This window comes from Komagataeibacter oboediens (assembly GCF_018491655.1).
Classification (GTDB): Bacteria; Pseudomonadota; Alphaproteobacteria; order Acetobacterales; family Acetobacteraceae; genus Komagataeibacter; species Komagataeibacter oboediens.
Map to the genome: position 1 here is coordinate 127,479 of NZ_JABLUU010000006.1, position 14,029 is coordinate 141,507.

The 14,029-nt window shown below is 63.4% G+C and carries 13 protein-coding genes; 2 read left to right on the forward strand and 11 right to left on the reverse strand.

The window, feature by feature from the left end; translation table 11 throughout:
• Positions 1 to 49 precede the first annotated feature (49 nt).
• The 8 genes from HNO79_RS07420 to HNO79_RS07450 all read right to left on the reverse strand — a co-directional run bounded on the left by HNO79_RS07420 (position 50) and on the right by HNO79_RS07450 (position 9,413).
• Positions 50 to 1,570: an efflux transporter outer membrane subunit gene (locus tag HNO79_RS07420; RefSeq protein WP_244987461.1), complete on the reverse strand. Its 1,521-nt coding sequence runs from the start codon at positions 1,568 to 1,570 to the stop codon at positions 50 to 52.
• 5 nt (positions 1,571 to 1,575) lie between these two features.
• Positions 1,576 to 3,108 carry an MDR family MFS transporter gene (locus tag HNO79_RS07425; protein ID WP_200408985.1) on the reverse strand — a complete coding sequence of 511 codons (1,533 nt, stop codon included), beginning with the start codon at positions 3,106 to 3,108 and terminating at the stop codon, positions 1,576 to 1,578.
• The gene (locus HNO79_RS07430; protein ID WP_244987462.1) at positions 3,105 to 4,271 is read right to left on the reverse strand and encodes an HlyD family secretion protein; all 1,167 of its coding nucleotides are present in this window, start codon (positions 4,269 to 4,271) and stop codon (positions 3,105 to 3,107) included. The genes HNO79_RS07425 and HNO79_RS07430 overlap by 4 nt, the downstream gene beginning before the upstream one ends.
• A 410-nt stretch (positions 4,272 to 4,681) precedes the next feature.
• A complete protein-coding gene (locus HNO79_RS17225) occupies positions 4,682 to 4,864 on the reverse strand; it encodes a YceI family protein (protein WP_244987463.1) in 183 nt (60 codons plus the stop codon).
• Positions 4,865 to 4,970: 106 nt separating this feature from the next.
• Positions 4,971 to 5,204: a hypothetical protein gene (locus HNO79_RS17230; RefSeq protein WP_244987464.1), complete on the reverse strand. Its 234-nt coding sequence runs from the start codon at positions 5,202 to 5,204 to the stop codon at positions 4,971 to 4,973.
• 45 nt (positions 5,205 to 5,249) lie between these two features.
• Entirely contained in the window at positions 5,250 to 6,080 is an 831-nt protein-coding gene (locus HNO79_RS07440; RefSeq protein ID WP_214165086.1) for a DODA-type extradiol aromatic ring-opening family dioxygenase, read from the reverse strand.
• 129 nt (positions 6,081 to 6,209) lie between these two features.
• Positions 6,210 to 7,370, reverse strand: coding sequence for an OprO/OprP family phosphate-selective porin (locus HNO79_RS07445; RefSeq protein ID WP_408885671.1), 1,161 nt, complete (start codon positions 7,368 to 7,370; stop codon positions 6,210 to 6,212).
• 168 nt (positions 7,371 to 7,538) lie between these two features.
• Positions 7,539 to 9,413 (reverse strand): N-acyl-D-amino-acid deacylase family protein, encoded by a 1,875-nt coding sequence (locus HNO79_RS07450; RefSeq protein WP_214165088.1) that lies wholly within the window; start codon positions 9,411 to 9,413, stop codon positions 7,539 to 7,541.
• 266 nt (positions 9,414 to 9,679) lie between these two features.
• Here HNO79_RS07450 and panS point away from each other — a divergent pair, with 266 nt between their 5' ends.
• Positions 9,680 to 10,600: a ketopantoate/pantoate/pantothenate transporter PanS gene (gene panS, locus HNO79_RS07455; RefSeq protein WP_048855922.1), complete on the forward strand. Its 921-nt coding sequence runs from the start codon at positions 9,680 to 9,682 to the stop codon at positions 10,598 to 10,600.
• Between the two features lie 18 nt (positions 10,601 to 10,618).
• Here panS and HNO79_RS17235 read toward each other — a convergent pair whose 3' ends face one another.
• Positions 10,619 to 11,002: a hypothetical protein gene (locus HNO79_RS17235; RefSeq protein WP_242405368.1), complete on the reverse strand. Its 384-nt coding sequence runs from the start codon at positions 11,000 to 11,002 to the stop codon at positions 10,619 to 10,621.
• A 93-nt stretch (positions 11,003 to 11,095) separates the two neighbouring features.
• On the opposite strand from HNO79_RS17235, the gene HNO79_RS07465 reads away from it, so the two are divergent.
• On the forward strand, positions 11,096 to 12,112 hold the full coding sequence (locus tag HNO79_RS07465; RefSeq protein WP_214165089.1) for an LLM class flavin-dependent oxidoreductase: 1,017 nt from the start codon (positions 11,096 to 11,098) through the stop codon (positions 12,110 to 12,112).
• 127 nt (positions 12,113 to 12,239) lie between these two features.
• Here HNO79_RS07465 and HNO79_RS07470 read toward each other — a convergent pair whose 3' ends face one another.
• Both HNO79_RS07470 and HNO79_RS07475 read right to left on the reverse strand, forming a co-directional pair.
• A complete protein-coding gene (locus HNO79_RS07470) occupies positions 12,240 to 13,169 on the reverse strand; it encodes a 2-hydroxyacid dehydrogenase (protein WP_214165090.1) in 930 nt (309 codons plus the stop codon).
• 29 nt (positions 13,170 to 13,198) lie between these two features.
• A complete protein-coding gene (locus HNO79_RS07475; RefSeq protein WP_214165091.1) occupies positions 13,199 to 14,002 on the reverse strand; it encodes a 2-keto-4-pentenoate hydratase in 804 nt (267 codons plus the stop codon).
• Positions 14,003 to 14,029: the final 27 nt, after the last annotated feature.

Genomic DNA, 14,029 nt, shown 5'->3' on the forward strand with positions numbered 1-14,029 from the left:
GCAGAAGTTTCATTGCGAAATGTAACTGACGAAGCGGGCAGGGCAGTTTTTAACGCCCCGCCGTGCGGACTGTCGCGGGTGACGGGGCAGCGGACTCCCACCCCAGGCCAAGTGCCTTCTGCACGGCAATATAGTCATTGGTCATGCTGGCCTGCGCCTGTGCCTGCTGCTGTTCGATCTGGATGCGCTGGCGCTCCACATCCAGCGCGTCAATGACTGACAGGGTGCCCGCATGCTGGCGCTGCTGCGCCAGTGCCCATGACCGGTCGGATGCCCCGCGCGCTTCATGCAGTTTCAGCACGTATTCCCGCTGGTGGCCAAAGCGTGACAGCGCGCCTTCGGCATCCTGCAGCGCGGACAGGACGACGCCCTGATAATGGGCAAGGGCGGCATCACGCCCGCCCTTTGCTTCGCCCACGCGCGAATTGGTGCGGGCAAAGTTCAGGATGCTCCATTCCAGCGTGGGGCCGCCCATATAGGAAAAACTGTCGCCCGAGAAGAAACGCTGCCCGTTGGCGGCGGTGAAGCCAACCGTACCGAACAGGCTGACCTTGGGAAAATACTGCCCGATGGCCTGCCCGATCTGGGCATTGTTCGCGGCAATGTCGCGTTCGGCCACGCGGATGTCGGGACGCCTGCGCAGCAGGTCGGCGGGGTTGCCGACGGGCACCACGGCAGGCGGCAGGGGAACCGGTGCAGGTATGGATAACTGCGCGTCAAGCTGCCCCGGCTCACGCCCGGTCAGGGTGGCCAGCGCGTCCATGTACCCCGCCTGCTGGGCCTTCATGGGGGCAATGGCTCCCTGGACCTGCGACAGCTGCCCCGCGAAGCGTTCGACGTCTTCCTGCGATGCCGTGCCCTGCGCCCGGCGCTGGCGGGTCAGGTCCAGCATGTTCTGCTCGATTTCGACGGAACGCTGCATAAGCTGGAGCCTGCGCTGCACATCACGCAGGCTGACGTAATTGCGTCCCACATCTGCCGCCAGCCGGACACGGGTATCGGCCAGCTGCGCCATCTGGGCCTCGCTTTGCGCGCGGGCACCTTCGTATCCGCGCCGGTTGCCGCCAAAAGGGTCGATTTCCCAGCTGGCGTCAAATCCCGCGCCATAGGAATCCGACTTGATGGCAGGCGGCAGTGACATGGCTTCCGGTTGTCCGCTGCCCCCCAGGACCGAGGTAATGTCACCTGTGGGCAGGCGCGTACGGTCCCAGAACGCGGCCATGCCGCCGCCGGGGAAGAACCCGGCGAAGCGTTCACGCTGGGTTGCGCGTGCGGTATGCAGCCGGGCCGCCGCCTGCTTCATGTCGGGGCTGTTGCGCAGCGCGGTGGTGACAAGGTCGGTCAGCACCCGATCGTTCAGCCCTTCCCACCAGTGCGACAGGGGGGCCTGCGCCGTGGTCAGCGTGGGGTCTGCGCGATGGAAACCGGCCGCGTGTTCGGCCACGGGGGCGACGTGCGGCGGCCCCTTGTAATCGGGGCCCACGGAACATGCCGCAAGCATTGTGACCAGGGTAATACAGGTAACGGTGCGGCATGCGCGTGCATGACGAAGGGAGGGGAAAGGGATCATGTGCGTCATCCCACCGTCATGCCGGCGTCTTTGGGCATGGGCTTGATAAGAATTACAAGGGGCATCATCACCAGCAGGGCGATGCCGAATATCCAGAACAGGTCGCCATAGGTCATGACCGTGGCCTGCCGCGTGATCAGGGCGCTTAGGCGTGCCAGCCCGTAATGCTGCACGAATTCCTGCCCCAGCGGGGAATTGGCGGTGATTGTTTCCTCGATACGGGCGGTATGCAGGTCCATCCTGCGGTCATGCAGCGTTGCCACCGCCGCCAGCCCGAACGATCCCCCAAGGTTACGCGCGGCGTTGAACAGGCCAGATGCATCTTCCGCATACTGTATGGGCACCGCACTGGTCGCCGCCTGGTTGAGGAACAGGAGCGAGAAGAACTGCGCAAAGCCACGCACCACCTGCGACCAGAAAAAATGCGGTCCCGCGCTGTCGGGCGACAGGTGCGCGTTCATGAAACAGCTGACGACATACAGGAACATGCCAAACGCGATGGCCAGCCGGATATCAAGCTTACGCACCAGAATAGGAAACACCGCCAGCATAAGCAGGGTCGGAATGCCGCTTATGGCCGCGATGATGCCGGACTGTTCGGAATTGTAGTCGGGAACGGCGGCAAGGAACTGCGGGATCAGATACAGGATGCCATACAGTGCGCCACCCACCCCGAGGCTGAGGACAAACACCCCGAAAAAGCTTTTCTGCAGCAGGATTTTCAGGTGGATGACCGGCTGGCGCGACCGGAACTGCCCTACCACCAGCAGGATCATGCCAAGCAGGGACATGATGCTGAGTTCGCGGATCATGTCGGATTCAAACCAGCGTTCGCGCTGCCCTTCTTCCAGCACCACGGTCAGGCCACCCAGCCCCAGTACCAGCCCGGCAAGGCCGTAATAATCGGTGTTGCGGAATTCGCCCCAGTCGATCCTGCCCTTGGGCAGGCCGACAAACAGCAGTACCATCAGTCCGATGCTGATGGGCAGGTTGAGGAAAAAGGCATAATGCCAGCTCAGGTTTTCCGTCAGCCACCCGCCAATGACCGGCCCGATCACCGGGCCAAGGACCGCGGTCATGCCAAACAGCGCGATACCCACCGGCCGTTGCGCCGGTGGCAGGCGCGTGGCCACGATGGTCATGGCGGTCGGGATCATCGCCCCGCCCGTAAAACCCTGTCCCACGCGGCCGATGATCATGTGCATGAGGTTGGGCGACAGTCCGCACCACATGGAAAAGATGGTGAACAGCACGGCTGCGATCAGCAGGAAATTGCGCAGCTTGAATATGCGTTCGAACCAGCCCGCCAGCGGGATCATGACAATTTCGGCCACAAGGTAGGCCGTGGTGACCCATGTGCCCTCGCTGCTTGATGCCCCGATCTCTCCCTGGATGGTGGGCAGCGCCGAATTGACGATGGAGGTATCCAGCGTCGCCATAAGCGCGCCGATGGTGCCCGCGGCCACCGCCAGCCACGCCGCCGCATCCGCTTTCTGCGGGGGCGTGGGACCGCTGGCGTCTGCTGGCTGCGTGCTCATGATCCGCCACCGCCGGGGGCCGGGTCGGTGCCGGCTACCAACGTGTCGACCGCCGCCGTGACCGACAGGCCGGGGATCAGCACCGCACGCTGCGCCACATCGGGCTGGATGTGGATGCGCACCGGCACGCGCTGCACCACCTTGGTGAAGTTGCCGGTTGCGTTGTCCGGCGGCAGCAGGGCGAACTGCGCACCCGTGCCCGGCGCGAAGCTTTCGACCGTGCCGTGTATTTTCTCACCGCCCAGCGCATCGACCGATACCGTGACCGGCTGGCCCGGGCGCATGCGGCGGATCTGCGTTTCCTTGAAATTGGCGACAAGGTAGATGTCCTGCACCGGCACGATGGTCATCATGTGCGTGCCAACGGCGGCATACTGCCCCACGCGGGCGCTGCGGTCGCCTACGCGCCCGTCCACGGCGGCGCGGATGGTGGTGGCGTCCAGATCCACCTGCGCCGAGCGCTGCTGGGCTATGGCCTGTTCAATGCGGGCCTGCGCCTGCAGGATCTCGGCGCGGAAGGTGGCGATCTGGAGCTGCGCGGATTTCAGGGCGGCGGTGGCCTGCGCCAGCTGGGCATGGGCCTGCGCGCTGCTGTTGCGCAACTGATCGTAATGTTCGTTCGTTTCCGCCCCCGTGGCGGCCAGCGCGCGGTAGCGGGCAACCTGCCGGTCGGCAAAATCGACCTGTGCCTGTGCCGCATCGCGCCGGGCCTGCGCCTGTGCGATTTCGGCATTCTGCGCGTCGATCTGGGCCTTGGTCTGGATGATCGCGGCATTACCCTGATCCGCCATCGCGCGGGCCTGTTCAAAGCGCGCGCGGGGGTCGCGTTCATCCATGCGCACCAGTAACTGTCCCTTTGTCACCGCCTGGTTTTCCGCCACCAGAACCTGATCGACAAATCCGGCCACGCGGGTGGACACCGTGACCTGATCGGCCTGCAGGTAGGCATCGTTCGTGGACTGGATGAACCGCCCATGCGTCCACCAGTGGACCAGCCACACCACGAACGCGATCAGGGCAAGACCCGCGATGCCTGCCAGTACCAGCCGGCGCATTGCGGTCCTGCGCGGGTCCGCCGGTTTTTCCGGTGGGGTGTCCGTTGTCGCACTGTCTGGTGCGCGCTGGCCTGAGGAAGAAGGGTTGGTCTGGTGTATATCAGGCATGCGCCACCATCATATGGAACGGTTTGGTACTGTTTTGTTAGGTGGACATCACGATACGGTCAAGCCATCCACACGTTGTGACATCAGTCGGCCATATATACGCCGGAAAACTGCGATCCCGGCCATTCTCCCGACCCGCGCCAGCATGAAACAGCCGCCACCGGCCGTGTCGCCCGGCTTCTGGCAACCGTCTGGCCATTTCCGGGCATATCATGGCGTTGTCGGGACAATCGCCGGGAATGGGCGGATCAGTAATGGTGCGTGGCCCGCGAGCCGCAGGATGCCGTTTGCGTGCGCCCGGCGACCCATGGGTACGGATCACGACAGGTCAGTTGTGTTTTGCAAACGCACCGGCAATGATCAGCGTGACGGTATCGCCCGGTATTGGCATATAGGCCGTGATCCCGAATTCACTGCGGCGGAGTGTGGCCGTCGCCTCGAACTTCACGGTATTGGCCGCTGTTCAGCGGGTTGACGCCCGCGCCGACATAATGGACCTGCAGGACCATCGGGCTGGTCACGCCATGCAGTGTAACATTGCCTGAAATAGCTGCGCCATCCGTGCCAGCGGGCACGACCGATGTGGCGGTCAAGGTCGCATCCGGGTAACGGTCCGCGTCAGACCAGTCCGCATATCCTTCTGTTCCCCGGTCAGCCTGTTGCGGGTGGCCTGAAGGCTGCCGATTGGCACGCTGACCGTCAGCCGCGCGGCGGATGGATGCGCCGGATCAAGCTGCAATGTACTGCTTGCACCTGAAAAATCATGCCTGAAAACATGCCCGAATAATGCGTGAACTCCATGTGCAGCAGGAAAAAGATGATCTGGGTATGGGCTGGATCAACCCGGTAGCATCCGGCCTGTAGCTTCCCCACAGGTGGCACGGCAGCAGCAGGGGCCGCCAGCAGCATGAAGGCTGCGGTCATGCTGGTCATGTAGCGTGTTATGAAACCACTCCATGGACGGGACATCCGCCCCCTTCAGCCAAACCGGAAACCCGACAGCGCCTTGCCCATCACGGTATCGCTGTAATCGCGCACGCCCCGGTCCGTCCCGGCAGCCCCTGCCGCGAACATGAGTGGCAGCAGGTGCTCGGGCCGGGGGTGGCAGATCCGCGCACCCGGTGCGTGCATCCACTGTGTCAGCGCTTCGGTCCGTACGTCCGGTGGGGCTTCCACCGCATGGGCCAGCCATGTGTCGAATTCCCGTGACACGACGTTGGACTGCGGGTTCTGGCCCATGAAATGATGCAGGTTATGATACGTCATGCCCGTACCTACGATCAGGATGTTCTGGTCGCGCAGGGGACGCAGCGTCGCCCCGATCCGTATTTCCAGTGCGGCGTTCAGGTCGCGTTGCAGCGACAGTTCCACAATCGGGATGTCCGCCTGCGGAAACGCCAGCAAGAACGGGATGAACACGCCATGGTCAAACCCGCGTTCGGGGTGCTGCGCGCAGGCAATGCCCGCCCTGTCCAGCAGGGCGCACGCACGGGCCGCGAGTTCCGGCGAACCCGGTGCGGGGTACCGGAGCTGGTACGTATGCGGTGGAAAGCCGGAATAGTCATATATCAGCGCGGGATTCATGCCGGATGTCACCGTGGGCATCCCCGTTTCCCAGTGGCTGGACACGACCACGATTCCGTCCGGACGTTGCGGCAGGCCTGCTGCCACCCCACGCAGGTAGGCCGCCATACGGTCCCACGTATCGGGCCAGTCCATGAAGAAGCACGGCCCCCCGCCATGTGGCAGGAACAGGACGGGCTGGCGGGGCCGTGCCGTTTCGTTGCTGGGGCTTGGGTGCTGTTCCATGCCGGTCACCTTCCTGTTGTGGTCGTCATGATCCCTTCATATCGGGATCAACGCCCCATATGCGCATCCGTTACGGGGCAGGGGCCGCATGTCGGCTACTGGGGCACGGCTGCGTGTGGATGGGGAACGTCAGAATTTTATCTGGAACATCGACATGACCGCATGAAAATGTTCAGGCATGTCACCGCCCGTAATCTGCCCGTATTCATACTGTACGGTCGTGCGGATGATCCCCGTGGGCCACCAGTTTATGGCCAGTGATCCGGTCTGCTGGTCACCGCCGTGTATGGGGCCGGCATCAAGGTCCGCCTGGGAATAGCGGGCCGCGACCTCCAGCACGCCATAGCCGTTGCATAGCATGCTCTGCTTTCTGTCGCATGACGGTGAGGAAAACGCCGCCGTGCGCCCCTTCCACTCCCGTCCCTTTCCATTGATGGTGTAGCCAAGCTGCCCGTACCACCCGTGGAAGCGCAGTTGCTGGCTGCTGCTGTTGACGTGGCTGTTCAGCACGATGTCATAGGCTTCACCCTGAAACAGCAGTTTCTGCCATGATACGGCGGCCTCCACCCCGAAAGCGCCCGCGCTGTCGGACTGGATTTTTCCTGTATTGAGGTATTTTGAAACCGTTCCGGGATTGATTTCCGGGTTGTCGGACAGCGACAGCATGGGGGCCGCATTCCCCGCGGAGGCCGGGCGGAATATCCATTCCCCCGAAAACCCCAGATGGAACAGCAGTGAGCGCGTGCGTACCGGCAGGCCGACCAGTCGGAACGCCATGGCGCGCTGGTTGCCGTTTTCGCCCGGGCCTGCGGTGCCAGCCGTGGCGGACAGGGCAAAATGATATCGTTTCCCATACGTTTCCGCCTGCACCGCCTGCCGTTCGATACCCGTGGCCAGGTTGCGGGTCAGGGTGGAGATGCTGGAACGTTCAATAAAGACGGTATCGCCCTGCGCCTGCATGGATTCAAGGCCGAAGCTGGGTTTGAAAATACCCGCCGTAAACACGAAATGCCGCAGCCCGATATAGGAAACCTGACCTTCAAACAGGCGCATCGGCCCGCCGGGCGCAGGCCCGAAATCCCATATCGCCCCGATTTCGACCTGTTTATGGATATTCAGCCGCACGCCATTGCGCAGGCGCGCGCCACGTGCCCCCGTGCCCGGACGGGCAGGCGACGCGCCGGGAAACCCGCCGACATCAAGCTGGTCCGTGGCGTAGGGTTTTATGGTTATGCCGTGCAGGTCAATGGTGGGAACGTTCTGGGCATGGGCCGCGGCTGCGCCCATCATCACGACGGTGCACAGTGCGGTTCCGGCTTGCAATCGGCATGACAAGGGGCAGTGCTCTCCACGCAACGTCATGAGGCGGGTTTACAGCCCATAGCATGGAAAGGCGGGGGGAGAAGCCATCAAATCTGTGCAGCGGCGCGTTGCCCATCAGGGAACAGGGCGTGGCGTTCACCGGGCATGGTCCTTCGTGCGCATGACCCGGCCAAAGGGAACCTGTCCAAAATCATGGGTATAGCCGCCATCGGTCCACGCGGTCCGGCCTGCGATCATGACATGGCGCACGACGCCGGGCGGCCGGTTGATGACCTGACGGCAGCCGAATGCGCTGCGATACACGAACTCATAGGTTTTTTCCGGATCCCACCGGTGCAGGGCACCGGGGTCGATGACGCACAGGTCCGCCTGTGCCCCGATCTTCAGCACACCGGTATCAAGGTTGAAAAAGGCCGCGGGCAGCCCGGTCAGCCGATGGACGGCAATGGCCACCTGCTGCGGCCCGTCAGGCTGGGCGATCTTCAGGGTGCGCAGGTTGCCGTCATAAAAGCCGATATTGGCCAGATGCGCCCCACTGTCATTGAATCCCGGTAGCGTGTGGCGGCTGAACAGCAGTTTTTTAAGGGTGACCGGGTCGTTGTTGGCAATGACCGTTTCCCACCGCAGGTCCGTATCCCACTGCCGCAGCAGGTGTATGAAAAAGGCGGCGTCATCCTCGATGGGGTTGGGAAAGGTCGCGAAGAACGCGGCTTCCGCCGGGTTGGCGGCGCCATGGCGGCCCCGGCCTGCCTGCCACCGGCGCAGGCGGTGATAGGGCTGCTGCAGCGTCTCGCCTTTCCAGTGGGGCAGGGGGCATTCGGCCACCCGCATGTCCGACAGTCGGCGCGTCAGCACGGTGTCCTCCAGCCGCAGCAGCCGTCGCAGCCGTGCGATGGACCATCCCGCCTTGCCCTTCATCCACATCGCGCGAAAGGCCGCGATCCATTGCGGGCTGTCCAGAATACGCAGGCGTCCCGCCCGGTCATCAAGTTCCAGTTCATTCAGGGCGCGCAGTTCGGGAATTTCATCCGCAATGGGGTTGATCGCCCCGTCGCTCCATATCCGGAATGGACCTGGCAGCACCTGAAAACGGAAGATGCCGCGCAGCAGCTTTGAATTGAGGATGGCCGACAGCATGAGGCACATCGTGACCGCCGCGCGGTTGGTGCGCAGATCGATTGCCGCCAGCACCGTGGTCCGCAGCGGCCGGCCATACAGCCGCCCACTGCTGAGCAGGAAGGTGCGCACTGCCCTGAAGATATGATCCTTGGGTGGTGTCGCCTGCCATACGCGCCCGTAGCGGCGCACGATGCGGGTCAGGCGCGACAGTTCGCGAAAACTGGCGTACTGCGTGGGGATCCGGCGTTTTTTGTGCGGGGCATTGGCCAGGAAATGAAAGGGCAGCGCATCGGTGGAAAACCCGGCATAGCCCTGCGCCATGCCAGCCTCAAGCAACTGCGCCATCTTCGCGCGTTCGCGGCGGCTGGGCCGGCGTTCAATGGACCGCCGCAGCCCCATTACCGCAATGCGCAGCATGGAATGGGGAATGAGCGGCACGACATTGGCACCCAGCGGCAGGCGGGACAGGTGATTGAGATACCCCTGTGAATCCGTCCATGTGCAGGCATCCGCCACCCGGGCCAACACGGATTTGGGCATGTTTTCCACCCGGGCGAAACAGTCCACTATGGGGTCTTCCCCCCCATTGCGCAGGTGCCCATAGGTCACGCCGATGGAACAGTTGCCGATGACGACCGTTGTGGTCCCGTGCCGCACGACCTCAGGCAGTTGGGGGGCCAGTTCCAGTTCAAGGTCAAGGTGTGTGTGGATATCCAGCAGCCCCGGCATCAGCCACAATCCGGTGCAGTCCACCTGTATGGCGTTTTCATCCCACTGCAGGTCGGGTGAGATCGCCGCGATGCGGCCATGGGATACGGCAATGTCTGAAATGACGGGACAGCCACCGGTCCCATCAAAGAAAAGCGCGTTGCGGTAAACGGTATCGGGCACGCGGGCCTCCATGCATCAGGGCGCAGGTACGACCGGGTATGGCCTGCGTCCCGTCTTCTGTATGACAACAGTATGGCGCGGATGCGGTTGCGTTACGGTTTGCCGGGACGACATAAAACCCGGCCCGTACGGGCGTGTACGCTCTGGCCATATCACGCGCCCATGCGTATGGAGATGCCCCACATAATCATGACGCAGGTCCGGCCATCCCGCATGGCCGGGCAGCACGGCGCAGGTGAGGAAATGATGCACGCACGGAAAATGACATGTCGGTCCTGACGCGGCTGTTCCCGCTATGGGCGGTGCTTGTTTCGGTTGCAGCCATTGCCTATCCCGCGCCGTTTCTGGTGCTGACGCCCGCCATCACGCCACTGCTCGCCTTCATCATGTTCACCATGGGGGTGACGCTGACGGCAGGGGACTTCGTGCGTATCGCGCGCAGGCCGATGCCGGTGGTGGCGGGGGTCGTGCTGCATTACCTCGTCATGCCACTGGCGGCGTGGGGGATCGCGCATGTACTGGGCATGCCGCCCATGATCGCCACCGGCATGATACTGGTGGGCTGTGTGTCCAGCGGCACGGCGTCCAATGTCATGATCTACCTGTCACGTGGTGACGTAGCACTGTCGGTCAGCATCAGCACGCTGTCCACGCTTGTCGGTATTATCGCAACGCCGGTGCTGACGCGGTTTTACGTCTCGTCCGGCGTCAGTGTCGACAGTTGGGGGCTGTTTCGCAGCATTATTGAAATTGTTGCCCTGCCGGTCATGGGCGGGGTGATTGTCAATACCATGTGTGCCCGACTGGTCCGGCGGATTGAACCGGTGCTGCCGCTGGTGGCCATGGTGTCGATCATGACGATCATCGGCAGCATCGTAGCCGGCGTACGTCCGTCACTTGCGGCGGTGGGGCCGCTGGTGCTGGTGGGCGTGGTGCTGCATAACGCGATCGGGCTGCTGGGTGGGTACTGGGGCGGGCGACTGCTGGGGTTTGACGAGGCCGTGTGCCGCACGCTGGCGCTGGAGGTCGGCATGCAGAATTCAGGTCTGGCGGCGACATTGGGGCGTCTGTATTTCTCCCCGCTGGCGGCCCTGCCGGGGGCGGTGTTTTCCGTCTGGCATAACATATCGGGTTCGGCCCTGGCCGCCCTGTGGGCGGGACGGCCCCCGCGCGACGGCCGCCCATGACCCCCTGACGCGCCACCATCATGGCGGCGGCGCGCTACCAGGCGTATGCAGCAACAAAAAAAGCGCGATGACCAGCAGGATGATCGGCAGCAGCCCGAGGCCGTTGAAACCGGTTCCCCTCGGGCCGCCGTACCAGCCGGAGCGGTAACCATAGCCACCCCCGCCAATGGCGAAGATGATAAGGGCAATGATAAGAAGGGTCAGCATGGGATATACTCCACAGAATGCCTGCTGACCCAACGACCCATCAGGGGGATGGTTCCTGTATTCGGCCCCGTTCTGCCGGACTGTTTTTGCCGAAAGTATTTCACGATAACCCGGCGGATGGGAAATAACCGGCGATTCAGGTGTATTTTTTCTGAAATGACAGTGTTTCCAGATGCTTTTGGAAAAAAGCTTCACCAGAAACTTCTGTATGCCCCGTGCTGGATTTCATGCGGATCCGTTTCCATATCTACCTGACCTTCCGTGTTTCATGTGTGCCGAGGTGCTGGTGTGATCCCGTTTTCCGTCCTTGACCTTTCCCTGATCACGCGCGGCGGCAGCGTGGGAGATGCCTTTCGCAATACGCTGGATCTGGCGCAGCGGGCAGATGATCTGGGGTTTGCGCGGTACTGGCTGGCTGAACACCATGCCATGCCGGGTATCGCATCGGCCGCGACGGGAATCCTGATCGGGCAGGTGGCGGCCGCGACGCACCATATCCGCGTGGGGGCAGGGGGCGTCATGCTGCCCAACCATTCCCCACTGGTTATTGCCGAACAGTTTGGCACGCTGGAAACCCTGTTTCCCGGACGGATCGACCTCGGGCTTGGCCGCGCGCCGGGGGCGGACCAGCGCACGGCCCGCGCCCTGCGCCGCGATCCGCACGCGCCCGAACGCTTTGCATCCGACGTGGTTGAACTGCTGCAGTATTTTGAACCGGCAGCCCCTGAAGACACCCACCTGATCCATGCCATACCCGGCATGGGCCTGCGGGTGCCGGTGTGGCTGCTGGGGTCATCCCTGTTTTCGGCGGTTCTGGCCGCGCGGCTTGGTCTGCCCTATGCCTTTGCGTCCCATTTCGCGCCGGGCCAGATGGCGGAGGCGGTCAGCCTGTACCGCGCACGCTTCGAACCCTCGGCCCGGTGTCCGGCGCCCCATGTGATGCTGAGTGTCAATATCATCGCGGCGGATGATGACGCGCAGGGCGCGCTGCTTGCAACGTCCCTGCAACAGTATTTCATCGCCCTGCGGCGCGGACGTCCCATTGCCTTCCCGCCGCCGGTGGCGGATACGTCCGGCCTGTGGTCGCCTGCGGAACAGGCAATGGTGGACCATACCCTGTCCTGCACGTTTGCAGGTTCGGCCCGGTCCATCATGCCCCGCCTGCGTGATTTCATCGCCCGCCATGAACCCGATGAACTGCTGGTTGCACTGCCCATTCATGACCATGGGCTACGGTGTCATGCGCTGGAACTGACCGTCGGCATGCGGACCGTTCTGGCAGCCGGTTCCCCCACCGGTTCGTGAGATGCACGGCACAATGATCCGCCGGTTTCAAGAACGCTTCCGGCGAACCCTATTTCCAAAGATCCCGCAGACATCGCCGTTGTGGAAAAAGACGATACCCGGAAGCCCTGATTCCCTACCTGACCGTTCAGAGCACCGGGGTGAGCAGCGGCTGGCCCGCGAAATGGGCGGCAAGGTTGCCTACGACCAGATTGCCCATCGCCAGCCGGGTTTCCACCGTGGCGCTGGCGCGGTGGGGTTGCAGGACCGTGTGTGGCGAGGTTCGCAGGCCGTCGGGCACATCGGGTTCATGTTCGAACACATCAAGGCCCGCGCCGCCCAGCGTGCCGTCGGCCAGGGCTGCGACAAGGGCTGCTTCGTCCACCACCGAACCCCGCGCCACGTTGATCAGGACACCATCCGGCCCCAGCGCATCCAGCACCTGCCGGTTGACCAGATGCCGCGATTCCGCGCCGCCGGACGCTGCCACGACCAGCACGTCGCTGTGGTGTGCAAGTGTTGGCAGATCCGGCACGAATGTATAACCGGGCAGGGCCTTGTCGCGTCGGTCGGTGTAGGACACCGGCATGCCAAATGCGCGTGCACGCGTGGCCACCGCCTGTCCCACATGGCCCATGCCCAGTATGCCCAGCCTGCGCCCCGATACCCTGTGGCCCAGCGGTGGCGAGGGGGTGCTGCCCCATGCGCCGTCACGCACGTAACGGTCCGCTGCCGGCAGGCCGCGCAGCAGCGACAGCAGCAGGCCCATGGCCATGTCCGCCACGTCATCGGTCAGTACGCCCGGCGTAGTGGTGACATGAATGCCGCGACGTCTGGCCTCATTCAGGTCGACCGCATCCGTCCCGATCCCGTTTATGGCAATGATTTCAAGGTGCGGCAGGCTGTCCATGGCCGCGCGCGGCACACCCGTGCCGCCGCCGGTGGCAATGCCGCGGATTGATCCGGCAATTTTTTCCAGCTGTTCGGGTGTGGCGGCACGGTAGACGGTATAGGCAGCATCAAGCTGTTTCTCGATTTCAGGCATCATGGGTTCAAGCAGCAGGATGGCAGGCTTCATGACAGACCTTTCATATAAAGGGCGCGCGTTCAGGCAAGATGGGTGCTGACCTGCCCCATTGCGGGAAAGCTGGCGGTGACATCCGTGCCATGCGGCACGAATATGGTGCCGGTGGTGGACCCGGTGGTGACCAGGCAGCCTGTACCGATGCCAATTCCCCGGCGGGATGCATGGTTGGCCAGCCAGACCAGCATGCGTAGCGGGTCGCCCGCTGAATTGCCGCCCGTGTGGTCTTTTACGACCCTGCCATCAATGCGCAGCACCACGGGTTCGTGGACCGGGTCCAGCGTGCGCCATGCGGTGGTGCCAGGGCCTACGATCAGTGCGCCGTGGCTCTGGTGGTCCGCGGCATGCAGCAGCCTGTGCTGTGATCCGGGCTGGTCGAAACGGGTATCAAGAATTTCGATTACCGGATGCGCGGTGCCAATGGCGCCCAGCACGTCTTCACGTGTCCACGGCGTGGCCCGTGGGGGCAGGGCACGGGCGAAACGGTAGCCAATCTCCGCCTCGACCCCCAGATGACGGCATGTGCCTGCCGGCACGGTCCCGCCGTCCCTGAAGATGGTCGCGGCATGAATGGGTGCGCAGGCGGGTTCGGCATCCGGGCCGGATGCGCCGACCTTCCAGCCTTCGATCGGTCCCAGATGGCGCGCGACCGCATCCTGCACTGCATATGCCGCTGCTTCCGTGACTGGCACCAGCGCCTGATCCACGGCCGCGGGAGGGGAAAGCTGGCCACGCCGGATGGCAAGGAACAGGTCAGGCAGGCTGGTGGTGCTGGGCATGAAAACTTTTTTCCCGGTACAGATCATGGCCCCGGCACGATGGCACATCCCACCTCCGCATGCCATGTCACGACC